16 protein-coding genes, 1 tRNA gene and 3 pseudogenes are annotated in these 24065 nt (G+C 72.4%); 2 read left to right on the forward strand and 18 right to left on the reverse strand.

Going from position 1 to position 24065, the window contains the following annotated elements; translation table 11 throughout:
* Window positions 1-6: 6 nt before the first annotated feature.
* The 4 genes from ADL34_RS27465 to ADL34_RS27475 form a co-directional block, all read right to left on the reverse strand.
* Complete coding sequence (locus ADL34_RS27465) at window positions 7-1407, reverse strand: hypothetical protein (RefSeq protein WP_062673111.1); 1401 nt, start codon at window positions 1405-1407, stop codon at window positions 7-9.
* Window positions 1408-1576: 169 nt separating this feature from the next.
* Complete coding sequence (locus tag ADL34_RS36450; protein WP_199835643.1) at window positions 1577-1720, reverse strand: hypothetical protein; 144 nt, start codon at window positions 1718-1720, stop codon at window positions 1577-1579.
* A gap of 212 nt (window positions 1721-1932) precedes the next feature.
* The gene (locus ADL34_RS27470; RefSeq protein ID WP_062673109.1) at window positions 1933-2235 is read right to left on the reverse strand and encodes a hypothetical protein; all 303 of its coding nucleotides are present in this window, start codon (window positions 2233-2235) and stop codon (window positions 1933-1935) included.
* Between the two features lie 14 nt (window positions 2236-2249).
* Window positions 2250-3101 (reverse strand): serine hydrolase domain-containing protein, encoded by an 852-nt coding sequence (locus ADL34_RS27475; protein ID WP_062673107.1) that lies wholly within the window; start codon window positions 3099-3101, stop codon window positions 2250-2252.
* A gap of 262 nt (window positions 3102-3363) precedes the next feature.
* Between ADL34_RS27475 and ADL34_RS36875 the strand changes: the two are divergent.
* Window positions 3364-3465 (forward strand): annotated as a pseudogene (locus ADL34_RS36875) (RNA polymerase subunit sigma-24); the annotation flags it as partial.
* Window positions 3466-3601: 136 nt separating this feature from the next.
* Here the strand turns inward: ADL34_RS36875 and ADL34_RS27480 are convergent.
* The 11 genes from ADL34_RS27480 to bldG form a co-directional block, all read right to left on the reverse strand.
* Window positions 3602-3678: transfer RNA gene (locus tag ADL34_RS27480), tRNA-Thr, on the reverse strand.
* A 164-nt stretch (window positions 3679-3842) separates the two neighbouring features.
* Window positions 3843-5471, reverse strand: coding sequence for an alpha/beta hydrolase (locus tag ADL34_RS27485; protein WP_079034417.1), 1629 nt, complete (start codon window positions 5469-5471; stop codon window positions 3843-3845).
* 159 nt (window positions 5472-5630) lie between these two features.
* Entirely contained in the window at window positions 5631-6836 is a 1206-nt protein-coding gene (locus ADL34_RS27490) for a DNA polymerase III subunit delta' (RefSeq protein ID WP_062673105.1), read from the reverse strand.
* 208 nt (window positions 6837-7044) lie between these two features.
* Complete coding sequence (gene tmk / locus ADL34_RS27495; RefSeq protein ID WP_062673103.1) at window positions 7045-10233, reverse strand: dTMP kinase; 3189 nt, start codon at window positions 10231-10233, stop codon at window positions 7045-7047.
* A 199-nt stretch (window positions 10234-10432) separates the two neighbouring features.
* Window positions 10433-13279, reverse strand: a complete 2847-nt coding sequence (gene topA / locus ADL34_RS27500) for a type I DNA topoisomerase (RefSeq protein WP_062673102.1) — start codon at window positions 13277-13279, stop codon at window positions 10433-10435.
* Window positions 13280-13526: 247 nt separating this feature from the next.
* A complete protein-coding gene (locus ADL34_RS27505; protein ID WP_062673211.1) occupies window positions 13527-13724 on the reverse strand; it encodes a hypothetical protein in 198 nt (65 codons plus the stop codon).
* A 238-nt stretch (window positions 13725-13962) separates the two neighbouring features.
* On the reverse strand, window positions 13963-15510 hold the full coding sequence (locus tag ADL34_RS27510) for a DUF7059 domain-containing protein (protein ID WP_402546766.1): 1548 nt from the start codon (window positions 15508-15510) through the stop codon (window positions 13963-13965).
* A 35-nt stretch (window positions 15511-15545) separates the two neighbouring features.
* Window positions 15546-16127 carry a hypothetical protein gene (locus tag ADL34_RS27515; RefSeq protein WP_062673100.1) on the reverse strand — a complete coding sequence of 194 codons (582 nt, stop codon included), beginning with the start codon at window positions 16125-16127 and terminating at the stop codon, window positions 15546-15548.
* 215 nt (window positions 16128-16342) lie between these two features.
* The gene (locus ADL34_RS27520; RefSeq protein WP_062673098.1) at window positions 16343-18748 is read right to left on the reverse strand and encodes a sodium-translocating pyrophosphatase; all 2406 of its coding nucleotides are present in this window, start codon (window positions 18746-18748) and stop codon (window positions 16343-16345) included.
* Window positions 18749-19076: 328 nt separating this feature from the next.
* A complete protein-coding gene (locus tag ADL34_RS27525) occupies window positions 19077-19511 on the reverse strand; it encodes an ATP-binding protein (protein WP_062673096.1) in 435 nt (144 codons plus the stop codon).
* 123 nt (window positions 19512-19634) lie between these two features.
* Window positions 19635-19976, reverse strand: coding sequence for an anti-sigma factor antagonist BldG (gene bldG / locus ADL34_RS27530; protein WP_003975386.1), 342 nt, complete (start codon window positions 19974-19976; stop codon window positions 19635-19637).
* An 82-nt stretch (window positions 19977-20058) separates the two neighbouring features.
* On the opposite strand from bldG, the gene ADL34_RS27535 reads away from it, so the two are divergent.
* Window positions 20059-22617 carry a DEAD/DEAH box helicase gene (locus ADL34_RS27535; protein WP_234375119.1) on the forward strand — a complete coding sequence of 853 codons (2559 nt, stop codon included), beginning with the start codon at window positions 20059-20061 and terminating at the stop codon, window positions 22615-22617.
* Window positions 22618-23022: 405 nt separating this feature from the next.
* Here the strand turns inward: ADL34_RS27535 and ADL34_RS36880 are convergent.
* The 3 genes and pseudogenes from ADL34_RS36880 to ADL34_RS35200 form a co-directional block, all read right to left on the reverse strand.
* A pseudogene (locus ADL34_RS36880) lies at window positions 23023-23379 on the reverse strand (Rv3654c family TadE-like protein); the annotation flags it as partial.
* Window positions 23380-23417: 38 nt separating this feature from the next.
* Window positions 23418-23771: a TadE family type IV pilus minor pilin gene (locus ADL34_RS27545; RefSeq protein ID WP_324610588.1), complete on the reverse strand. Its 354-nt coding sequence runs from the start codon at window positions 23769-23771 to the stop codon at window positions 23418-23420.
* 85 nt (window positions 23772-23856) lie between these two features.
* A pseudogene (locus tag ADL34_RS35200) lies at window positions 23857-23967 on the reverse strand (DUF4244 domain-containing protein); the annotation flags it as partial.
* Window positions 23968-24065: the final 98 nt, after the last annotated feature.

Below are 24065 nucleotides of genomic sequence, written 5' to 3' on the forward strand. Positions count from 1 at the left end.
CCGCGGTCAGGCCCGCAGCGGATTGAAGCGCTCGGCCGCCATCACGTACCAGGCCGTCGCCCCCAGATGCCGGTACGGGTAGTACCCGAACCCGAACCCGGTGTCGATCGGGCTGCTTGCCGAGAGCACCCCGGCCCGCGCGGGCAGGGCGCGCCCGCCGACGGTCTGGCCGCCGCCGAGCCGGTCCTGGGCCCGCTCGATCGAGGCGAGCAGCCGCCGTGCCCGGGCCTCGTCACCCCGGCCGTGCCGGTCGCGCAGGGAGAGCGCGAGGTGGGCGGTGCCCTCGAACCACACGCCGTTGCGGTCCGGCTCGGGCTGCCCGTCGGCGATCGGGGCGCTCTCGTCGGCGAGGAGACTGGCCGAGCTGAAGGTGACACCCTCGTACGACTGCCCTGCCGGGACCGTGCTGTTGGGCCGGCCCGCGTGGTCGAGGACGGCGAGGTGACGCGCGGCCCAGTCCAGGGAGCCGGCCCGGGACCGCGCGTCGAGGGCGAGGTACGTCCAGGTCTGCGTGTCCTCGGGGACCGGCGAGCGGTTGACGCTCACCCCGTCGTTGGTGCCGGTGTAGAAGAAGCCGCCGTCCGCCTCCCACATCCGCTCCACGAAGGCCCGCGCGTGAGCCCGCCGCTCGCGCCAGACCCGGTCCCCCGTGAGCCGGGCGAGCCGGCCGAAGAGACCGACCAGGTCGGTGTTGTGCTCGGTGGAGGAGAACGGGAGCTTCGCCCCGGCCCCGTCGACGCCGAACTTGTAGCCGCCGAGGGGTTCGTCGTCCGTACGCCCGTTGCGCTCGATCCACTCCCCGATCCGCACGGCGCCGTCACGGAAGCGGCGCCTGCCGGTCCGTCCGGCCAGCGCGGCCAGCGCGATCCCGGCCCAGGCCATGTCGCCGACGGCCGTCCCCGTGAACCCGAACTGCGTCCCCACGTTGGCCGTGCCGTCCGCCCGCACGAACCCGTCGGGCTGGAGCGAGCCGTCGTAGAAGGTGTACGGCCCCACGTTGTACGCCTGCCGCAGCCGCCCGTCGTCGTGCTCGGGGTCGTGCGCCTGCGCGTACAGCAGCGCGTCCCCGAGCGCGACCGCGCGGGCGTGCGCGTCCGGCGTCCGCGCGGCGAGCAGGGCGAGGACCGCGAGCCCGTTGTCGTAGGTGAAGGCGGTGCTGAAGAGGCCGGCCTGGTCGGTGTAGCTCTGGGCGAGCCGGATGCCGCCCTGCTCGGGGTAGGCGTCCATGCAGGCGGCGAGGAAGGCCGCGGCCCGCCGCCCGGCCGACCCGGTGCCGCTCCCGCCGGAGGGGACACCCGCGTGCGCGGTGCCCGCGCCGGCCGCGGTGAGCACGGCGGCACCGATGCCGGCCCCGAGGAGCCCTCGGCGGCTGAGCGCCGGGCCCTGTCTGTCGCTGAAGTCGGTCATGGATCTCCCTCGGCCGGAGCTGGAAGCGACGCACTTCTGAGAGCGCTCTCAAGAGCGCGCGCTCATTCTGCTGGCGGCCGGAGGCCGGGTCAACGCCCGTGCCGTGCCATGGTCAGAACTTGGCGGCAGATGAATCCGCCGGGCCACCGAAGGAGGGCCGGCCTACGCGCTACCGCACCACCTTGGCGAGCAGCGCGGCCACGTCGGCGAGGAACTGCAGCCAGGGCCGCGCACGCTCCGCCCGCCGCCCCAGCCGCCTGCGCCAGCCCCCCGACCGGCGGCTCTCCCGCCGGCTGAGCACCTTGTCCCGCACGCGCTGTAAGTCCCTGATACGCCGCGCCCCGACACGTGTACGTCGCTTCATACGGGGACGCTAGCGACGGCCGGCACGGCACCGCAGGGCTGAGGGCCGCCAAAGGGCGCGGCGGGTTATTGGAGGTAACCGTCAGACCGTCACACGACGGAGCGACAGCCCGCGAGCACCGCCCAACTCCGAGGGATGTAGCCCCACTTACCCTCGACGTCTCACCAGGCGGTCGCCAGCTGATGCACCACGGCGAACCCGCCGACCAGCAACAGCACGCCCGCCCAGACGGCCTTGCCGACGTCGGCCCCCCGTCGCAGAGCGCCCACGCACACGCCGAGGCCGACCACCGCCGCGACCAACCCGAACGCGCCGATCACGGCCCCCACGGCGTACGCCCAGGTGTGGTCACCGAGGGTGCGCAGCAGCAGGGCGGCCAGGCCGAGCGGCAGCACCGGCCAGGCATCGCCGCTGACGGAGACCGGAGGCTGGTCCGGCGTGGTGGAGGGGTTCTCGTGACCCATGGATTCCTTCCCGGTCAGGCAGATGTGGCGGCACGCAGCTCGTCCAGGCCGAGGCCGTCCGTCTCGTCGTACGCGGTGCACAGCCGGTGGACCACCGTCCAGCGGCCGTCGGGCAGGGCGCCGGCGAACATGGAGGCCGTACCGGTCCCCCCGTTGTGCCATATCAGGGGCAGCGGTCCAGTCCGCTGCCAGCCGAGAACGGGCTCCCCCAGACAGCGGTCGACCACAAGTCCGGTCAGCACCCGGGCCATCGTCCGAGGGCTCGCCCACAGACCTCCCGCGGGCAGGATCGCTCCCGACATGGTCCACGGCTCCGCGCTGCGCCCGAACCGCCTGGTCGGCAGCGATCGACTGTGCCTCGGTGGTGCGACGACCATCGCGTCGTGCGGCAGACCGAGGGGCGACAGCAGGTGCTCGGCGACGAGATCCATGTACGGCCGCCCGGCCGCCGCGGTCAGTGCGGCTCCGAGCACGGCGTAGCCGAGGTTGGAGTACTCCTCCCGCTCTCCGGCGGGGCTGGTGACGAGGCGGTCGAGCCCGGAGAGCAGCGTGCGCAGCCGGTCGCCGGTGAACTTCCGGTAGGGGTCGAACCGCGCGGTGCCGGGCGGCACGCGAGGCAGCCCCGACGTGTGTCCCGCGAGGTGGCGCAGGGTGATGCCCGTCCCCGCCGGAACGCCGAGCCACCGGTCGACGGGATCGTCGAGCGCGACCACGCCCTGTTCGGACAGCCGCTGAAGGACGGTCGCGGTGACGACCTTGGTGAACGACCCCATCTCCGCGTACCGGTCCGGGTCATGCCCGGCGGTGACGACCGGCTCCGCGTGGGAGCTGCCGAGGACGCAGGCGGGAACAGGGCGTGGGCGCACGTGCGGAAGATCCTTGGGGCTGGTCCGTATGAGACACACCAACCCTCTCGTGCGGACGAGTTGAGGGCATCACCCTGTGGGACAGGATGTGTCGCCCGAGAGACGGACGGCGGCCGAACCTGATGGTCCCGAGGGCGCACAACCGGATCGGCTCTCACGCCGTCTGACTCCAGTGCGCTCTCTCCCGGGCCGATCGGCGCCGGTCGGCCCGCAGCGAGACCGAAGTGCCACACCTTGCAGAAAAACCCCAGGTCATCGGACAGACACGATCGTGGCCCACCGTCTGGACGCCGGCCTCGTCACCGGCCTCGACGCCGTCCGCAATCCCGAGAAGCCGTCTCGCATGAACCGCGAGACGGCGATGGGCGCTGACGCCGGGAGCGCCGCCCGGCCGCGAAGACCGGCGACGCACTCACCGCGTACTGGAACGGGCCCTGCGCCGTCGCCCTATCCGCTGACGCGAAAAGCCCAGCTCAGGGACTTCTGAGCTGGGCTTCGGATGGAGCCGCCTTCGGGATTCGAACCCGAGACCTACGCATTACGAGTGCGTTGCTCTGGCCATCTGAGCTAAGGCGGCGCGCTGTCCGCACTATGGTGCGATCAGCAACGTCGGTAAGTCTACACAGTTTCTGTGGTGCTCCGAACCAGCCCCCGGCCCACCCCCCGCACCGCCTCTGAGTCCCGCTTCCGGCGCGGCAGGGCGGCGGCACGGGGGCGGAGCCGGGACGCGGGCGCGGGGTGTCAGCAGCGCTTGTCCTGGGCCGGAGCCTTCCCCCGGACGAGGTACGTGTTGATCGTGCGGTCGACGCACGTGCTGCCCCGCCCGTACGCCGTGTGCCCGTCGCCGTCGTAGGTCAGGAGGCGGGCCGAGGAGAGCTGGCGGGAGAGGGCACGGGACCAGCGGTACGGGGTCGCCGGGTCGCGGGTCGTGCCGACCACGAGGATCGGGGCCGCGCCCCTCGCCTCGATGCGCTGCGGCTGCCCCGTGGGGGCGACCGGCCAGTACGCGCAGTTCAGGGTGGCCCAGGCCAGGCCCTCGCCGAACACCGGGGACGCCTTCTCGAAGGCCGGCAGGGCCTTGCGGACCTCGTCCGGGGTGGAGAAGGCCGACGGCAGGTCCAGGCAGTTCACGGCGGCGTTGGCGAACATCAGGTTCGTGTAGCGGCCGTCGGCGTCCCGCTCGTAGTAGCTGTCGGACAGGGCGAGCAGTCCGGAGCCGTCGTTCTCGCGCATCGCCGAGTTCAGCGCGTCCCGCAGGGTCGGCCAGGCGCCCTCGTCGTACATCGCCGCGATCACGCCCGTGGTGGCCAGGGACTCGCCGAGCTTGCGGCCGTCGGTGTCGCCGGTCGCGACGGGCCGTGCGTCGAGCTTCCTGAAGAACGCCTTGAGGTTGGTGCCCACGTTCTTCGCCTCGTCGCCCAGGGGGCAGTCCTCCTGCCGGACGCAGTCCCGGGCGAACGCCCGGAACGCCGTCTCGAAGCCCGCCGTCTGGTCGAGGTTCATCCGCCGGGCGGGCAGGGACGGGTCGATCGCGCCGTCCAGGACCATCCGCCCCACCCGGTCGGGGAACAGGCCGGCGTACGTAGCCCCGAGGAAGGTGCCGTACGACGCGCCCACATACGCCAGCTTCTCGTCGCCGAGCACCGCGCGCAGGAGGTCCATGTCGCGCGCCGCCTCGGTGGTCGAGACATGGCGCAGCAGACCGGGGGCGTCCGCCCCGCACCCCTCTGCGAACCTCTTGTACGCGTCGACGAGCTCGCCGACCTCCTGCTCGTCGTCCGGCGTGAAGTCGGTCTGCGTGTAGCGGTCCATCTGCCGGCCGTCGAGGCATTCGACGGGCTCGCTGCGGGCGACCCCGCGCGGGTCGACGGCCACCATGTCGTAATGGGCCCGGACGTCGAGCGGGTAGCCGATCCCGGCGTACTGCTGGAGGTAGGCGATGGCCGAACCGCCCGGACCGCCCGGGTTCACCAGGAGTGATCCGAGCCGTTCGCCGGGGCCGGTGGCCTTTTTGCGGGCCACGGCGAGCCGGGTCTGCCCGGCATCCGGCTTGGCGTAGTCGAGCGGCGCCCTCAGCGTGGCGCACTGGAACCCGGGCACGCCGCACGCCCGCCAGGTCAGCTTCTGGTCGTAGTACGGCGCGAGCGCCGCCGGTGTCGACCGCGGCAGCGCGGCCAGGGCCGCCCCCGCCGCCGGGTGCCCGGCCGGCTTCGCGGATCCGCCGGAGGAGCAGGCCGAGACGAGCAGCGCGGCGACGCCGAGCAGGGCGCCGAGGGTGCTCGCCCGCCGGGAGCGGCGACGGCGGTCACGTGCGCCCGGCGTGCTCGGGGCCGGGCCGGGGTGAGCTGAGGTGCTGCGCCAGGTGTGCATCTGGCGAGGGTAACTCTATGGAGTCGCACGGAAGCTCTCCGTGCAAGTCTCCGCTCGTACGTGTTACGCGCACGGTCACCTCGGTCACCTCGGTCACCTCGAGGCCCTGGAATCAGCCCGGTCGTCAGCCCGCCCGCGCCGTGGGCCCGCTCCGAGCCGTCAGCCCGCTCTGAGCGCCATCGTCATCGCCTCCACCGCGAGCAGCGGCGCCACGTTGCCGTCCAGGGCGTCCCGGCACGCGGCGATCGCCTCGATCCGGCGGAGCGTGGACTCCGGTGAGCTCTCCCGGGCCAGACGCTCCAGGGCGTCCTCGACATCCGTGTTGGCGAGGGCCACCCGGGAGCCGAGCTGGAGGGCGAGGACGTCCCGGTAGAACGCCGTGAGGTCGGTCAGCGCGAGGTCCAGGCTGTCGCGCTGCGTCCTGGTGCGGCGGCGCTTCTGCTTGTCCTCCAGGTCCTTCATGACCCCGGCGGTGCCCCGCGGCATCCTCCCGCCCTGGGCCGCGCCCAGCGCCGTCTTCAGCTCGTCGGTCTCCTTGGCGTCGGTCTCCTCCGCGAGCTGCTTGGCGTCCTCGGCGGCCGCGTCCACCAGCTCCTGGGCGGCCTTCAGGCAGGCACCGATCTCGCCCAGCCGCAGCGGCAGTCTGAGGACGGCGGCCCGGCGCTGCCGCGCGGCCGGGTCCGTGGCCAGCCTGCGGGCCCGGTCGACGTGCCCCTGCGTGGCGCGGGCCGCCGCGGCGGCGGCCGCGGGCTCGACGCCCTCGCGCCGGACGAGCATGTCGGCGACGGCGTCGACCGACGGCGTGCTCAGGTTCAGATGACGGCAGCGGGAGCGGATCGTGGGCAGGACGTCCTCGATGGACGGCGCGCACAGCAGCCACACGGTCCGGGGGGCGGGCTCCTCGACGGCCTTGAGCACGGCGTTGGCGGACTTCTCGTTCAACCGCTCGGCGTCCTCGACGAGGATCACCTGCCAGCGGCCGTTCGCCGGTGAGGTGAAGGACTTGCGGACGGTGTCCCGCATGTCGTCGGCGAGGATCTGGGAGCCCACGGCGGCGACGGTGGTCACGTCGGCGTGCGTGCCCAGCAGCGCCGTGTGGCAGCCGTCGCAGAACCCGCAGCCGGGCGAGCCGCCCAGGGCGCGGTCGGGGCTGACGCACTGGAGGGCGGCGGCGAAGGCCCTGGCCGCCTGGTTCCGGCCCGCGCCGGGCGGGCCGGTGAACAGCCAGGCGTGCGTCATCTTGGACGCCTCGGGCGGCGGGGCGTCCGTGGCCGCGGCCGTGACGAGGGCGTCGGCGTCCCTGGCGGCGGCGTCCAGCTGCTCGCTGATCCGCTCCTGCCCCACCAGGTCGTCCCACACGGTCATGGGCGCCGCCCGCCTTTCGTCACACTTCGGGTCACCGCGTCCATTGTGCGGGGCGGCACTGACAACCACGCCGACCAGGGCCGGTGGGGGTCAGCGGCATCCGCTCCCGCCCCTGCCCCCTGCCGACGTGGGGCAGCGCCGTCGACCCCGGCCCCTGCCTCAGCCGACGCGGGTCAGCGCCATGGCCCCTGCCCTAGCCGACGTGGGGTCAGCGCCGTCGGCCCCGGCCCTTCCCCCGGCCGCCGCCGTCCTCGTCGTCGTACACGTCCTCATGCGGGCCCAGCAGTTCGTCCGCCAGGGACGGCAGGTCGTCGAGCGGGGTCTCCTCGGCCCAGTCGGAGCGGGTCCGGCGGCGCGGTGCGCCCGTCTCGTCGACCTGGGGCATCTCGCGCGTGCGCTCCTCCTCGCGGAAGTAGCCCGGCGGGACACGGTCGTCGGAGCCGTCCGCCGGCACCGGCGGCAGGACGGCCGTCTCGTCGGCGGCACCGGGCGGCACGGGCGGCAGCACGGCCGTCTCGTCCGCCGCGCCCGGCGGGACCGGGGGCAGCACCGCCGTCTCATCGGCGGCGCCGGACGGCGGCGACACCCGGGGCAGCTTCGAGGTGGACTCCGCGGCGGACTCCTCGTCCCGCGGCCGCTCCTCCTCGCGCACCGGGCGCAGGACCGTCGTCTCGTCGGCCGCCCTGCCCGCCGCCGCCTGTTCCGGGGTCACCACGGGCGTCGGGACGGTCATCGCGTCGTCCGGTGCCGCGGGGGCCGCGGGAGCCGTCGGCCGGGGGCCGGCCTGTGCGGCGGCCGCGGCCTGCTCGGCGAGCCGCCGGGCCTCCTCGGCCCGCAGCAGGGCCTCCTCCGCCGCTCGCTGCTTCTCCAGGCGCCGCGCCTCGGCCTCGGCGCGGATGCGCGCCTCCTCCTCGGCCTGCTTGCGGCGGGCCTCCTCCTCGGCCTTGCGGCGCGCCTCCTCCTCGGCGCGCGCCTTCTCCTCCGCGAGAAGCCGCTTGCGCTCCTCCTCGGCGCGGCGCTGCGCCTCCTCGGCCCGCTGCCGGGCCTCCTCAGCCTGCCGTTCGGCCTCGCGCCGCTGCGCCTCCTCCAGCTCGCGCCGCTTGCGCTCCTCCTCCTCGGCGCGCAGCCGGGCGAGCTGCTCCTGGCGCTCGCGCTCCAGGCGCTCCTCCTCGGCCTTGCGGGCGGCCTCTTCCTCGGCCTTGCGGCGGGCCTCCTCCTCGGCCTTGCGGCGCGCCTCCTCCCGGGCCTGGATCTCGGCCTCGGAGAGGGGGAGCATCTGGTCGAGCCGGTGCCGGATCACCGTGGTGACGGCCTCGGGTTCCTGGGCGCCGTCCACCACCAGGTAGCGGCCGGGGTCGGCGGCGGCCAGCGTCAGGAAGCCGGAGCGCACGCGCGCGTGGAACTCCGCCGGCTCCGACTCCAGCCGGTCCGGCGCCTCGGTGAACCGCTCGCGCGCGGTCTCCGGCGCCACGTCCAGCAGGACGGTCAGATGGGGGGCCAGGCCGTTGGTGGCCCAGCGGTTGATCCGGGCGATCTCCGTCGGGGACAGGTCGCGGCCCGCGCCCTGGTAGGCGACCGAGGAGTCGACGTACCGGTCGGAGATCACGACGGCGCCGCGCTCCAGCGCGGGCCGGACGACGGTGTCCACGTGCTCGGCGCGGTCCGCCGCGTACAGCAGCGCCTCCGCGCGGTGCGACAGGCCGGCGCTCGACACGTCCAGCAGGATCGAGCGCAGCCGCTTGCCGACGGGCGTGGCCCCGGGCTCGCGGGTGACGACGACCTCGTGGCCCTTGCCCCGGATCCACTCGGCCAGCGCCTCGGCCTGGGTGGACTTCCCGGCTCCGTCACCGCCCTCCAGGGCGATGAAGAAACCGGCGTCGGCCGGGACCTGCTCGGGGTCGTCCCCGCCGAGGACGGCGTCCCGCAGATCCTTGCGCAGCGGCACCCCGGAGCGGTCGTCGACCTTGGCCAGGACCAGCACGGCGACGGGCAGCAGCAGCGCGCCGACCAGCATCAGCGTGAAGGCGGCGCCCCCGTGGGCGAAGACGAACTTGCCGCTCTCCAGCCGATGCGGCCCGATGAGCGCGGCCACCAGCGGGGCGAGCACCGCGCCGAGCGCGACGCACAGCCGTACGACCGCGTGCAGGTGCTCCGTGGTGCGGGGGCGGCGGAATTCCTCGGCCTCCTGGTCGAGCAGGGCGTGCCCGGTGTTGGCGGAGACGCCCGCGCCGTATCCGGCCAGGGCGAGGATCAGCAGGACGGTGGTGACGTCCGGGACCAGGCCCGCGGCGAGCAGGGCGACGCCGGTGACGGCGACGGCGAGCGCGAGCAGGCGGCGCCGCGACAGGGCCGGCAGCACCGAGGGAGCGGTACGGATGCCGGCGACCACGCCGCCGGTCAGGGCGAGCACCATCAGGCCGTACAGGACGGGGCCGCCACCCAGGTCCTTGGCGTGCAGGACGGCCACGGCGACGGCGGCGGCCACCGCGGCGGCGACGGCCGCGCACGCCGCCACGAGCAGGGCGATCGCGCCGGTACGGCCCTTGTCGGCACCGGTGCCGGTCTTGGGGCGGCGCAGCCCCTCGAGCGGCGACCGCGCGCGCGGGGTGCGCGTGTCCGGCAGCTCCAGGAAGGTGACGACGGACAGCGACGCGGCGAACAGTCCGGCCGCGACGTACGAGCCGAGCGCCGCCTGGTGCTGGGCGAACCAGTCGAGGCCGGCGCCCAGCAGGTTGTTCAGCAGGGACGCGGCGATCAGGGCGACGGCGGCCAGCGGGACCGCCACGAAGGCGGTGCGCAGCGACAGCCGGCGCAGCGCGTCGAGGTGGTCGGGCAGCGGCCGTACGGTCGCGCCCTCCGGCGGCGGGGGCGGCAGCAGGGCGGGGGCCGCGCTCTCGCGGGCCACCGTCCAGAACCGCTCCGCGACGCCGGTCACGAAGACGGTGACCAGCAGCAGCGCCAGCGCGTTGTCCGGGGTCCAGTCGATCCAGAGGGGGGCGACGATCAGCAGGGCGGCGCGCAGCCCGTCGGCGCCGACCATGGTCCAGCGGCGGTCGAGGGGACCGTCCTGGCCGGTCAGCGCGGTCAGCGGACCGAGGAGCACGGCACCGAAGAGGAGCGTGGCCAGGAGGCGCACACCGAAGACCGTCGCCACTGCGAACGCCGCGCCGCGGTAACCGTCGTCGAACGCCCCTTCGGCGATCGCCGTCTGAAGGGCCAACAGGACCAGCACCAGCAGCGCGAGGAAGTCGCCGACACCGCCGACGAGCTGCGCGCTCCACAGCCGCTTCAACTGCGGTCGGCGCAGCAGGGCGCGGATGGCACGCTCTCGGGAGTCCGCGACCAGCGCGTCGTCGGGGGCTTCGGGATGGGCCGTTGGCTGCTCGGCTCGCGTCATGCGTTCAGCCTATCGGGACGCACCGACAGCCCGGCGCGCCCGCCCGAACGTACGCCCGCCCCGACACCAAACTGATGCCGAGGCGTTCGTTTCGCGAACCCGGAACGAGGTACGGGCCCCCAACCCGGCGCCGGGAGCGCCGGATTCGGGCTGTGTTGTCCGACCCGCGCTCCCTCCCGGCCGAGGCCGTCGCCCTGGCTCAGTCCTCGCTGGACGAGACCGGCGTGTCGGAGGCGCCCGCCCCGTTCGCGGCGGTGGCCTTCGCGGCGGTCTTCTTCGCCGCCGTCTTCTTGGCCGTCGTCGTCTTCTTCGCCGCGGTCTTCTTGGCGGCCGTCTTCTTGGCCGGGGCCTTCTTGGCGGCGCTCTTCTTCGCCGTCTTCTTCGCGGGGCCCTTCGCCCGCTTCTCGGCGAGCAGCTCGAAGCCGCGCTCCGGGGTGATCGTCTCGACGCTGTCGCCGGAGCGCAGGGTCGCGTTCGTCTCGCCGTCCGTCACATACGGACCGAAGCGGCCGTCCTTGACAACGACGGGCTTCTCGCTCACCGGGTCGGTGCCGAGTTCCTTCAGCGGCGGCTTGGCGGCCGCGCGGCCGCGCTGCTTGGGCTGGGCGTAGATCGCCAGCGCCTCGTCCAGCGTGATCGTGAAGAGCTGCTCCTCGGACTGCAGCGACCGCGAGTCCGTGCCCTTCTTCAGATACGGGCCGTAGCGGCCGTTCTGCGCGGTGATCTCCTGGCCCTCGGCGTCCTTGCCGACGACACGCGGCAACGACATCAGCTTCAGCGCGTCGTCCAGCGTCACCGTGTCGAGCGACATCGACTTGAAGAGGGAGGCGGTGCGCGGCTTCACCGCGTTCTTGCCGGTCTTCGGGGTGCCCTCGGGGAGCACCTCGGTGACGTACGGGCCGTAGCGGCCGTCCTTGGCGACGATGGCGTGGCCGGTGGCGGGGTCGGTGCCCAGCTCGAAGTCGCCGCTGGGCTTGGCCAGCAGCTCCTCGGCCAGCTCGACGGACAGCTCGTCGGGCGCCAGGTCCTCCGGGATGTCCGCGCGCTGGTGCTCCTCGGTGTCCTTCTCGCCGCGCTCGATGTACGGGCCGTAGCGGCCGACGCGCAGCACGATGCCGTTGCCGACGGGGAACGAGGAGACCTCGCGCGCGTCGATCGCGCCCAGGTCGGTCACCAGCTCCTTGAGGCCGCCGAGGTGGTCCCCGTCGCCGTTGCCGGCCTCGGCCGCTCCGCCGATGCCCGGGCCGTCGCCCTCGCCGAAGTAGAAGCGCTTGAGCCACGGCACGGACTGCGCCTCGCCGCGGGCGATGCGGTCGAGGTCGTCCTCCATCTTGGCGGTGAAGTCGTAGTCGACGAGCCGCCCGAAGTGCTTCTCCAGGAGGTTGACCACGGCGAAGGACAGGAAGGACGGGACGAGCGCCGTGCCCTTCTTGAACACGTAGCCGCGGTCGAGGATCGTGCCGATGATCGACGCGTACGTCGACGGGCGGCCGATCTCGCGCTCCTCGAGCTCCTTGACCAGGGACGCCTCGGTGTAGCGGGCCGGGGGCTTGGTGGCGTGCCCGTCGACCGTGATCTCCTCGGCGGTCAGCCGGTCGCCCTCGCCGACCTGCGGCAGGCGGCGCTCGCGGTCGTCGAGCTCGGCGTTCGGGTCGTCGGCGCCCTCGACGTACGCCTTGAGGAAGCCGTGGAAGGTGATCGTCTTGCCGGACGCGCTGAACTCGACGTCCCGGCCGTCGGCCGCTGTGCCGCCGATCTTGACGGTCACGCTGTTGCCGGTCGCGTCCTTCATCTGGGAGGCGACGGTCCGCTTCCAGATCAGCTCGTACAGCTTGAACTGGTCGCCGGTCAGACCCGTCTCGGCGGGCGTGCGGAAGCGGTCGCCGGAGGGGCGGATCGCCTCGTGCGCCTCCTGCGCGTTCTTGACCTTGCCCGCGTAGGTGCGGGGCTGCGGGGGCAGGTAGTCGGCGCCGTACAGCTGCGTGACCTGGGCGCGTGCGGCCGCGATCGCGGTGTCGCTCAGCGTCGTCGAGTCCGTACGCATGTACGTGATGTAGCCGTTCTCGTACAGCTTCTGCGCGACCTGCATGGTGGCCTTCGCGCCGAAGCCGAGCTTGCGGCTCGCCTCCTGCTGCAGCGTCGTCGTACGGAACGGGGCGTACGGCGAGCGGCGGTACGGCTTGGACTCGACGGAGCGGACGGCGAACTGCGTCTGCTCCAGGGCGGCGGCCAGCGCGCGGGCGTTGGCCTCGTCGAGGTGGAGGGTGTTCGCGCTCTTTAGTTGTCCCAGGGAGTCGAAGTCGCGGCCCTGCGCGACCCGCCTGCCGTCGACGGTCTGGAGGCGGGCGACCAGCGTCGACGGGTCCGAGGGGTCCCCCGCTCGGCCGGTCGCGAAGGTGCCCGTCAGGTCCCAGTACTCGGCGGAACGAAAGGCGATGCGCTCGCGTTCCCGCTCCACGACGAGGCGCGTGGCGACGGACTGGACACGGCCGGCCGACAGGCGCGGCATGACCTTCTTCCACAGGACCGGCGAGACCTCGTAGCCGTAGAGGCGGTCGAGGATGCGGCGGGTCTCCTGGGCGTCGACCAGCTTCTGGTTCAGCTCGCGGGGGTTCGCGACGGCGGCCTGGATCGCGGCCTTGGTGATCTCGTGGAAGACCATCCGCTTGACCGGGACCTTCGGCTTCAGCACCTCCTGGAGGTGCCATGCGATGGCCTCGCCCTCGCGGTCCTCATCGGTGGCGAGGAAGAGCTCGTCGGATTCCTTCAGCAGGTCCTTGAGCTTCTTGACCTGAGCCTTCTTATCGGCGTTGACCACATAGATCGGCGCAAAGTCGTGTTCGACGTCGACGCCGAGCCGGCGGACCTCACCCGTGTACTTCTCCGGCACCTCGGCGGCGCCGTTGGGAAGGTCGCGGATGTGCCCGACGCTCGCCTCGACTACGTAGCCGGGGCCGAGATAGCTCTTGATCGTCTTCGCCTTGGCAGGCGACTCGACGATGACGAGTCGGCGGCCGCCCTGTGCGGTCTCGCTGGTCGGGGACAACTTCGCTCTTCTCTCCGGTCGACACTGGGCCTCCCCAGGATCGGTTGCGCCCGGGGTCGGGTGGTGGTGACGCTGCGGAGTGTGACGGTACATCCCGCCCTGTTGTCAAACGGGAAAAGCCCGCAACGGCCACTCGAACGGTAACCCGACTTCCGCCATTCCTGCCGCCCGGAGTGGCCGGCGGCCTTTTCGAGCCTTTCCGGAAGATCGGCCCCCGATTATCGGCCGCGCAGCTCACGAGCCGTGATCAGAGACGGGAGAAGCCCCAGATTCCGATGATCAACGCGAGCGCCGAGACCAGGCCCGCGAGCGCCGCCGATGCGACGGGGTTCACACCGTGGGCGACGGGCCGGCGCTGCCGCACCCGGACCACGGTCCACACCGAGAGGCCCCCGCCGAACAGGGCGAACACGACGCCCATGAAGATCGCCGGTCCGGTTTCCATGATCTGGCTCGCCCCTCTTCCCGCCGCGCGTCCCCACACGCGCGTGCCTCGGCCCGGCGAGGCTGTCAGGCGCGGGGGACGGGCGGGCGAACCCGGGGTGAACGGGAGTCCGCGCGCGGCGTCGGCGTACGTGGCCGGTTCCAGGAGGTTGGCCTGTTTCGCCCGCCTCCCGGCCGCGTCCGGCGTCCCGGCCACGGCCACGTCCGACGTCCCGGCCCCGGCCGCGCCCGGCGACCCGTCACCGCACGGCTTCGAGGAACCCCTGCTCCACCAGCAGCCGGATCTGGGCGGGCGTACGGTCGCGCAGCAGCACCGGGTCCTCGCTCATCAGCTGGGCGATGGCGTCCAGGATCCGGCCCGCGGTCAGCGAGCCGTCGCACACGCCGGCGAAGCCCGCGCCGACCGTGTCGACCTGGGTGGCCCGCCGCATGCCCCGGTGCTGCCGCAGCACCACGTGCTCGGGGTCCTCGGCGCCCGGCAGCCCGATCTGCTCCTGCACGACCTCGGCCACCAGCCGGAAGCGGTCCTCCAGCAGCGCGGCGTCGTCCCGGCCGCGCAGATAGTCGAGGCGCTCGAAGTGCGCGCGCACGGTGTCCCCGAGCGGCTGTTCGACGGGGTGGGGCCACTCCTCGACCGTGATCGACGGCTCGGCGGCCGACGTCCGGCGCAGGGTGACCCAGCCGAAACCGACGGCCTTCACCTTGCGCGCCTCGAACTCGTCCAGCCACGCGTCGTACCGCGCCTGGTACGCGGCCGGGTCCCCGCGGTGGTCACCGGCGTCCCGCAGCCACAGCTCGGCGTACTGCGTGACGTCCTGCACCTCGCGCTGCACGATCCACGCGTCGCAGCCGCGCGGCACCCACGCGCGGACCCGGTCCTGCCAGTCCTCGCCCTCCACGTGCTGCCAGTTGGCGAGGAACTGGGCGTACCCGCCCTCGTTCAGGCGGTCGCCCGCTCCCTGGACGACGGAGCGGCACAGGTCGTCGCCGCCCATCCCGCCGTCGCGGTACGTCAGCCGGGCGCCCGGCGAGATCACGAAGGGCGGGTTGGAGACGATCAGGTCGTACGTCTCCCCCTCCTCAAGCGGCTCGAACAGCGATCCTTCCCGCAGGTCCGCCGCCGGGGCTCCGGAGAGCGCCAGGGTGAGCGCGGTGATGTGCAGCGCGCGCGGGTTGAGGTCGGTCGCCGTCACGCGCGTGGCGTGCTGCGCGGCGTGCAGGGCCTGGATGCCGGAGCCGGTGCCGAGGTCGAGCGCGGAGGCGACCGGTGTGCGCACGGTGATCCCGGCGAGGGTCGTCGAGGCGCCGCCCACGCCGAGGACGACCTCCTCGGCCGAGTTCCCGATGCCGCCGGCACCACCGACCGCGCACCCCAGGTCGGACACGATGAACCAGTCCTCGCCCCGCGGCCCGCCGTAGGGCCGTACGTCGACCGTGGCACGGACGTCGTCGCCGCCGGCCCGAGCCAGCCAGCCGCTCTCCAGGCACGGGTCGACGGGCAGGACGTCCACCACGCGCGCGTACGGCACCGGCTGCTGGAGCAGGAACAGCCGTACGAGCGCCTCCAGTGGGGTGTCACCGCGCGTGGCCCGGAGCGCGGGCACCGTCTCGCTGCGGGCGAGCGCCGCGTACGCGGGCGCGCCCAGCAGCTCGAGCAGCCCGTCGGCGGTGAAGGAGGCCCCGAGGAGGGCCTCCCGCAGACGGGCTGCGGCATCCGGCTGCCCGGTGCCGGGCAGCGCGGGGAGGTCGGGCAGGACGGTCGGGTCAGGCTGGCTGGAGTCGCTCACGCCCTCATTGTGACCCGCGCCGCGTCATCGGGCGGTCAGCCGGCGGACCCGGACTCGACGGCCTGCTTGCAGCCCTCCTGCGAGGTGAGGGCCGTCTTGACGTCACCCGACTCGAGCTTCTTCAACGAGGCGATGGCGCTCTGACGCTGCGTCTCGACCTGCTTCATCTCGGCCGACACGTCCTTCAGGCCGGACGCGAACTTCCCCTGGTCCTTGGTGTTCAGCCCGTCGACCTCCTTCTTCAGGTCGCCGTAGGCGGCGGAGAGTTCGGTCAGCTTCTTGACGACGTCCTGCTGGTTCTTCGCGCCGTCCTCGACGCCGGGGGGCGCACCGGCGTCACGGATGAGCGTGGCGCGCGCCTTGTAGCCGTCGGCGAGGTCCTGGAAGGCCTTGGAGTCGGCCGCCTGCAGTTCCTTGGGCGTGCTGGAGGTGTCCTTGGCCGCCTTGGTGATCGCGACGTAGGCGGCCGAGATCTTGGCGTTCTGGGCCGGCACCTGGTCGCAGACCTTCTTGGCCCAGGCGTCGAGCTCCTTGTTGCCCTCGTCGCTCGTGCAGCCCGTCAGCGCCAGTATCAGTACCGCACCGCCGGACAGCGAGGCAGCGAGCTTCTTGTTCACCGGTCTGGTCCCTTCGTGGCTCTCGGCCACGGGACCCTACACGGCGGGCAGATGATGACAGGGTGCTATTTGCGGCTTTTATTACCTGTTCACGCTGTTTACACCATGTGAGACAAGCGTCACGGCGTGGGGCGTGAACAAGCGCGGAGCGGGCGGCCGGCACGTCGATGCGCGCCGGGCCGCCCGCCCCTGGAGCCGGGCCGTCGTAAGACCGCCTACGAAACCACCGCGGGATCCGCCGGCTTGGACACCCTCTCGGCGTTGCCGTCGTCGCCCATGGAGATGCCACGGCGCTTGGACGCGTAGACCGAGCCGATGATCACCAGCAGCGAGGCCACGGCGATCAGGACGCGCACGGCGACGTTCTTGTCCTCGCCGTAGCTGAACTGGATGACCGCGGGCGCGATGAGCAGCGCGACGAGGTTCATCACCTTCAGCAGCGGGTTGATCGCCGGTCCGGCGGTGTCCTTGAAGGGGTCCCCGACCGTGTCGCCGATCACCGTCGCGGCGTGGGCCTCGCTGCCCTTGCCGCCGTGGTGGCCGTCTTCGACGAGCTTCTTGGCGTTGTCCCAGGCACCTCCGGAGTTGGCGAGGAAGACCGCCATCAGCGTGCCGCAGCCGATCGCGCCCGCCAGGAAGGCGCCGAGGGCGCCGACGCCGAGCGTGAACCCGATGAAGATCGGCGCCATCACGGCGAGCAGACCGGGCGTGGCCAGCTCGCGCAGGGCGTCCCGGGTACAGATGTCCACGACCTTGCCGTACTCCGGCTTCTCCGTGTAGTCCATGATCCCGGGCCGCTCACGGAACTGCCGCCGCACCTCGTAGACCACCGCGCCCGCCGACCGCGACACGGCGTTGATGGCGAGTCCCGAGAAGAGGAACACGACGGCCGCGCCGGCGATGAGGCCGACCAGGTTGTTGGGCTGCGAGATGTCCATCATCAGGTTCATCGGCGCGCCCTCGCCGGTGAGCTTCTCGCCGACGTCCCGCGCTCCGGTGGTGATGGCGTCGCGGTACGACCCGAACAGCGCCGCGGCCGCCAGGACGGCTGTGGCGATGGCGATGCCCTTGGTGATGGCCTTGGTGGTGTTGCCGACCGCGTCCAGGTTGGTGAGCACCTGGGCGCCCGCGCCCTCGACGTCGCCGGACATCTCGGCGATGCCCTGCGCGTTGTCGGAGACCGGACCGAAGGTGTCCATGGCGACGATCACACCGACCGTGGTGAGCAGGCCGGTGCCGGCGAGCGCCACCGCGAACAGCGCCAGCATGATCGACGTGCCGCCGAGCAGGAACGCCCCGTACACGCCGAGGCCGATCAGCAGGGCGGTGTAGACGGCGGACTCCAGACCGACGGAGATGCCGGCGAGGACGACGGTCGCGGGACCGGTCAGCGAGGACTTGCCGATGTCCCGGACGGGACGCCGGCTGGTCTCGGTGAAGTACCCGGTCAGCTGCTGGATGACCGCCGCGAGCACGATGCCGATGCCGACGGCGACGAGCGCCAGGATGCGCGGGTCGCCGTCCTTGGCCGCGATGGCGCCGTCGGTGACGCCGTCGAGGTCCGCGTAGGACGACGGCAGGTAGGCGAACACGGCGATCGCGACCAGCACGATCGAGATGACCGCGGAGATGAAGAACCCGCGGTTGATCGCGGTCATGCCGCTGCGGTCGGAGCGGCGCGGCGCCACCGCGAAGATGCCGATCATCGCGGTGATCACGCCGATCGCGGGCACGATCAGCGGGAACGCGAGCCCCAGGTCGCCGAACGCGGCCGAACCGAGGATCAGGGCGGCGACCAGCGTCACCGCGTACGACTCGAAGAGGTCGGCCGCCATTCCGGCGCAGTCGCCGACGTTGTCGCCCACGTTGTCGGCGATGGTCGCGGCATTGCGCGGGTCGTCCTCCGGAATGCCCTGTTCGACCTTGCCGACCAGGTCGGCGCCGACGTCGGCGGCCTTGGTGAAGATGCCACCGCCGACACGCATGAACATCGCGATCAGCGCGGCACCGAGACCGAATCCTTCGAGCACCTTCGGCGCGTCGGCCGCGTAGACGAGCACCACACAGGAGGCGCCCAGCAGACCGAGCCCCACCGTGAACATGCCGACGACGCCGCCCGTGCGGAAAGCGATCTTCATGGCCTTGTGCGAGACGGCGGTGAGATCCTTTTCCGGCTCACCTTCCGCGGGGGTCGCTTCCCGTGCCGCCGCGGCGACGCGCACATTGCTGCGCACGGCGAGCCACATGCCGATATAGCCGGTGGCAGCCGAGAACGCGGCGCCGATCAGGAAGAAGACCGATCGGCCGATGCGCTGATTCCAGTCGTCCGCGGGCAGCAGCATGAGCAGGAAGAACACGACGACGGCGAATACGCCGAGCGTGCGCAGCTGACGGGCCAGATAGGCGTTGGCGCCTTCCTGGACCGCGGCGGCGATCTCCTTCATGCTGTCGGTACCCTCGCCCGCGGCGAGCACCTGACGCACCAGGACGCCGGCGACGACGAGCGCCGCCAGGGCGACCACGCCGATCACCGAGATGATCACCCGGTTGTCATCCGTCAGTACGGCCGCTGCGAGAGTAGTGGGATGGTCAAGCTGATGAGGGGTAGAAAGCCCCGCCATTCGTCCTCCTTGACGCTTGGGCTGAGCTCAAGATGTGGACGGATTCTAGGTACCGGAACCTGATCAAAACAGATGGCGGTAAGCGGAATTGGCCTTCACATGCCGTTCAGCAAATGATCGACATCCAGCCACAGAACCCGAAAGCGCTAATGCCCCAAAACCATTGACGCCCTGATTGCCCCTTGATCCGATGATCGCGACCTTGATCAATGATCGGACAATCGATCGTGAATTCCTTCACGAATTCACCGGCGTCATACGATAAAACACGAAGGGGCCCTGCTCAGCAGGACCCCTTCGGAAGAAGTGCGCGGATGCCTCAGTTGGTTCAGGGCAGCACCACGGTCTGCGGCGCGGTCGGCCACGTCATACGGATGAGACCGCCGTGCTCGCCCGCCGAGACCTCGACGTCGTCGACGAGCCCGCTGATGACCGCGAGGCCCATCTCGTCCTCCTCGGCGTCGATCTCGTCGCCACCGGGACCACCGGCGGCCCCCTCACCGGGAACGGCGTGCGGGGCCTTGTCGCCGACCTCGATGGAGAACTGTTTCTCCTCCTCGATCAGCGACACCTTCACCGGCGCCGTGATGCCGACGCTCTGGTGCAGTCCGACGGCACGGCTGCACGCCTCACCCACGGCGAGCCTGACCTCGTCCAGGACGGCCTCGTCCACTCCGGCCCTGCGCGCCACCGCTGCCGCCACCAGACGGGCGGTCCTGACGTGCTCGGGCAGCGCGCTGAAGCGGAGTTCAACGGTGGCCATGCATCCCCCTCGGAACTTCGGGCGTGCTGTCAGGGGGACCGGGCCGCCGAAAGCCCAGTCCCCCGTCTCCTAACCACTTCCCAGTCCGGGCACGCGTCACCGCGCCCCCGGGTGTGCGGTGACTCAGTCGGTCGCCGCCACCGCTTCCTCGACCGAGGTGTGGATCGGGAACACCTTGGTCAGGCCGGTGATACGGAAAATCTTGAGAATGCGCTCCTGGTTGCAGACCAGGCGCAGGGAGCCCTCATGGGCACGCACGCGCTTCAGGCCGCCGACCAGCACGCCGAGCCCGGTGGAGTCGAGGAAGTCCACGCCCTCCATGTCGACGACGAGGTGGAAACTCCCGTCGTTCACCAGCTCGACCAGCTGCTCGCGCAGCTTGGGCGCGGTATATACGTCGATTTCGCCACCGACCTCGACGACCGTACGATCGCCGACGGTACGGGTCGACAGGGACAGGTCCACGGATCCTCCAGCACCTTGCTATCGAGCGGTCGCCCCTCGGGACACCTCGGCTTGCAACCCCAAGGACGGTTCGCCAGCCGCGATGGCATTCAATCACTTACCGGCAGGCGTGCACGACGCCTTGGTCCCATTGTCCGTCACGCCAGTGACACACTCGGTGCCGATGGCCAAGAATCACCGATCCGATCGATCCCCGACGGGCCCCGTCTCCCGGGTGGACCCGGGCGCGGTGCTGGGCCGACTCGCCTCGGGGCCGAGTCGGGCTTCGCGCATCACTCATACGGAGCATGTGCCCCCGCGAGCAGGGCGTCATGCCGTCTGGCCCGACCGGATCCGCGCCGAGGTCATCGCCGCCGTGCAGGGCGCCGGGATCGAACATCCCTGGGCCCACCAGGCACGCGCCGCCGAGCACGCCCTGGACGGCGAGTCCGTGGTCGTCGCCACGGGCACCGCCTCCGGCAAGTCCCTCGCGTACCTGGTGCCGGTCCTCTCCACCCTCCTGGACGGCTCCGAGGCCCCGAACGGACGCGGCGCCACCACCCTGTACCTGTCGCCGACGAAGGCGCTCGCGGCGGATCAGTGCCGCTCCGTGAAGGAACTTTCACATCCGCTGGGCAATTCGGTCCGGCCGGCCGTGTACGACGGCGATACGCCGTTCGAGGAACGCGAGTGGATCCGCCAGTACGCGAACTACGTCCTCACCAACCCCGACATGCTCCACCGGGGCATACTCCCGTCCCACCCCCGCTGGTCCTCCTTCCTGAAGGCGCTGAAGTACGTCGTCGTCGACGAGTGCCACACCTACCGCGGTGTCTTCGGCTCCCACGTCGCCCAGGTGCTGCGGCGCCTGCGCCGCCTGTGCGCCCGCTACGGCTCCTCCCCCGTCTTCCTGCTGGCCTCCGCCACCGCCGCCGAGCCCGCCGTCGCGGCGCGGCGCCTGACCGGGCTGCCGGTCGTGGAGATCGCCGACGACGCCTCCCCACGCGGCGAACTCGTCTTCGCCCTCTGGGAACCCCCGCTCACCGAACTCCAGGGTGAGAAGGGCGCACCCGTCCGGCGTACCGCCACCGCCGAGACGGCGGACCTCCTGACCGACCTCGCGGTGCAGGGCATCCGCTCGGTCGCCTTCGTCCGCTCCCGGCGCGGCGCCGAGCTCATCTCGGTCATCGCGCAGGAACGGCTCGCCGAAGTAGATCGTTCGCTCGCCGGGCGTGTCGCGGCCTACCGGGGCGGCTACCTCCCCGAGGAGCGACGCGCCCTGGAGCAGGCTCTGCACTCCGGCGAACTCCTCGGCCTGTCCGCCACCACCGCCCTGGAACTCGGCATCGACGTCTCCGGCCTGGACGCCGTCCTGATCTCCGGCTATCCGGGCACCCGTGCCTCCCTGTGGCAGCAGGCGGGGCGGGCCGGCCGCTCCGGGCAGGGCGCGCTGGCCGTCCTGGTCGCCCGCGACGACCCGCTGGACACCTACCTCGTCCACCACCCGGAGGCCCTCTTCGACCGCCCGGTGGAGTCGACGGTCCTCGACCCCGACAACCCGTACGTCCTCGCACCCCACCTGTGCGCGGCCGCCGCCGAGGTCCCGCTCACCGAGGAGGACCTGGTCCTCTTCGGCCCGGAGGCCGAGGGCCTGCTGCCCCAGCTGGAGGCCGCGAAGCTGCTGCGCCGCCGCACCAGGGCGTGGCACTGGACCCGCCGGGAACGGGCCGCCGACCTGACCGACATCCGCGGCGGGGGCGGCCGCCCTGTCCAGGTCGTCGAGGCCGGCACGGGCCGCCTGCTCGGCACCGTCGACGCGGGCGCCGCGCACACGAGCGTGCACGAGGGCGCGGTCCATCTGCACCAGGGCCGCACCTACCTCGTCCGCTCCCTCGACCTCGAGGACTCGGTCGCCCTGGTGGAGCAGGCGTCCCCGTCGTACTCCACGGTCGCCCGGGACACCACGGCCATCTCCGTCCTCGAGACCGAGACCGAGATCCCGTGGGGCGACGGCCGCCTCTGCTACGGCTCCGTCGAGGTCACCAACCAGGTGGTCTCCTTCCTGCGGCGCCGGCTCATCACCGGCGAAGTGCTGGGCGAGACGAAACTCGACCTCCCTCCTCGGACACTGCGCACCCGCGCGGTGTGGTGGACGGTCACCGAGGACCAGCTCGACGAGGCCCGGATCACCCCGGAGATCCTCGGCGGCGCCCTGCACGCCGCCGAACACGCCTCGATCGGCCTGCTGCCCCTCTTCGCGACCTGCGACCGCTGGGACATCGGCGGCGTGTCGATCCCGCTGCACCCCGACACGCTGCTCCCGACGGTCTTCGTCTACGACGGCCACCCCGGTGGCGCCGGCTTCGCGGAGCGCGCCTTCCACACGGCCCGCGCCTGGCTGACGGCCACCCGCGAGGCCATCGCCTCCTGCGAGTGCGAGGCCGGCTGCCCGTCCTGCATCCAGTCCCCCAAGTGCGGCAACGGCAACGACCCACTGCACAAACGGGGAGCCGTACGGCTGCTGACGGTGCTGCTGAGGGAGGCGGCGGCGGCCGGGGCGGAGGAGGAGGCTGGGGCGGACGGGGCGGACGGGGAGGCCGGGGCGGAGGCGCAGGATCGCGCGGAAAGGGAAGCCCCGGCGGAGAGGGAAGCCCGGGCCTGAGGGGGAACCCCGGGCGGAGGCGCAGGCGGGGGATGCCGGCGGGGAGGCGGCCGGCAGCACGGGAGCAGATTCGGCCGAGGGGACGTCTTCGGCTCCGACCGGTCGGACTTCTTCGGCTCCCCCCGGAGGGAACTCTCCGGCTCAGCCCGGGGCGACCTCTCCGGCTGCGGACGAGGAGGAAGCGCGGGCGTAGGCGGTGGGCGTCGGCGCGCTCGGCCGGTACCTCGCGTAACCCTTACGGCTCCCCGCCGCGGGGGGGCCTTCTCCCTCTCGCGGGGTGGGCCCTTTCGGTCCCTCGGCCTTCTTTAGTCCCCCGGGCACGCCCGGCTCTCCAGACCCGCCCGCTCCTCCGGTGCCGCCCGGCACCTCGAGTACGCCCCCTCCTGCAACCTCACCCGGTGCCCCAGGCACAGCCGCTCCCCCGGGCCCCGCCCGAGCCCTGGCCTCCGCGGTGAAGGGCCCCCGTCCGGATGCCGCCGTCACGTCCGACACGTCGCCCACGACCGCGCACCGCACCAGGCGCGCCCCGCTCGCCTCGGCGACCCGCTCCGCCCGGGCGCAGGCCCCAGCCGTGCCCTCCGCCCAGTGGTCGGCCGCCGCGAGCGCCGCCAGATCCGCACCGCCCGCGGCCCGGTGCCGGATCACCACCGCCTGCCCGAGGGCCAGCACCACGCCGAACACGACGCACAGGACGGCGATCAGGCCGAGGCTCCAGGCGGTGGCCGACCCCCGATCGGACCCGGCGACACCTGCCCGGGACACCCCCACGAGGCGCCTACGCCCTCGTCCGCTCCCCGCGCTCACGGCTCCACCCCCACCATCTCCTCCGCCGACGCCACGGCCTCCTCGCGTACCTCGAACGGCAGCCCGCGCAGCATCGGCGGTCTGGCCACCACAATCACCCGGACCACGCCCCCTTCCCGGGCCACCGTGACCTTCGCGCCGCGCGGGGCGACGTCGCCGGCCACCTTGATGACGGCGTCGTCCGGGTCCTGCCGGGCTGCCGCGCGAGCCCCGGTGCGGGCCGCGTCCACGCACTGGATCTGCGCCGCCACCGCGAGCAGCCCCCACACCAGCGCCATGGCGAACAGCACGAGCACCGGCAGCACGACAGCCGACTCGGCCGTCACGAACCCCCGGTCCGAGCCGAGCACACCGACCCGGCCCTTCCTGTCTGCCCTGCCTGCCGCGGGGGCCCCGCGGGCCGGACGACCGCCCGGCCCGCGTCCGTCGCCCCGCTCACGCCCCGCCATCGAGCGCCCGCTTCACGATGCCCTGGAGCTCCGCACTGACCTCCCCGCTCGTCACGACTTTGTAGAGCACCACGGCGAAGGCCACCGCCGCCACGATTATCTTGGGTGTCTGAGTTTCTTCAGGCACGTGAGGTAAGTGGGGTAGTTCTGCACTTGCCTTAACAGTATCCGAGGGGTGTCAGGCAAATTGGCTAT

This window comes from Streptomyces sp. NRRL WC-3605 (assembly GCF_001509795.1).
Classification (GTDB): Bacteria; Actinomycetota; Actinomycetes; order Streptomycetales; family Streptomycetaceae; genus Streptomyces; species Streptomyces viridochromogenes.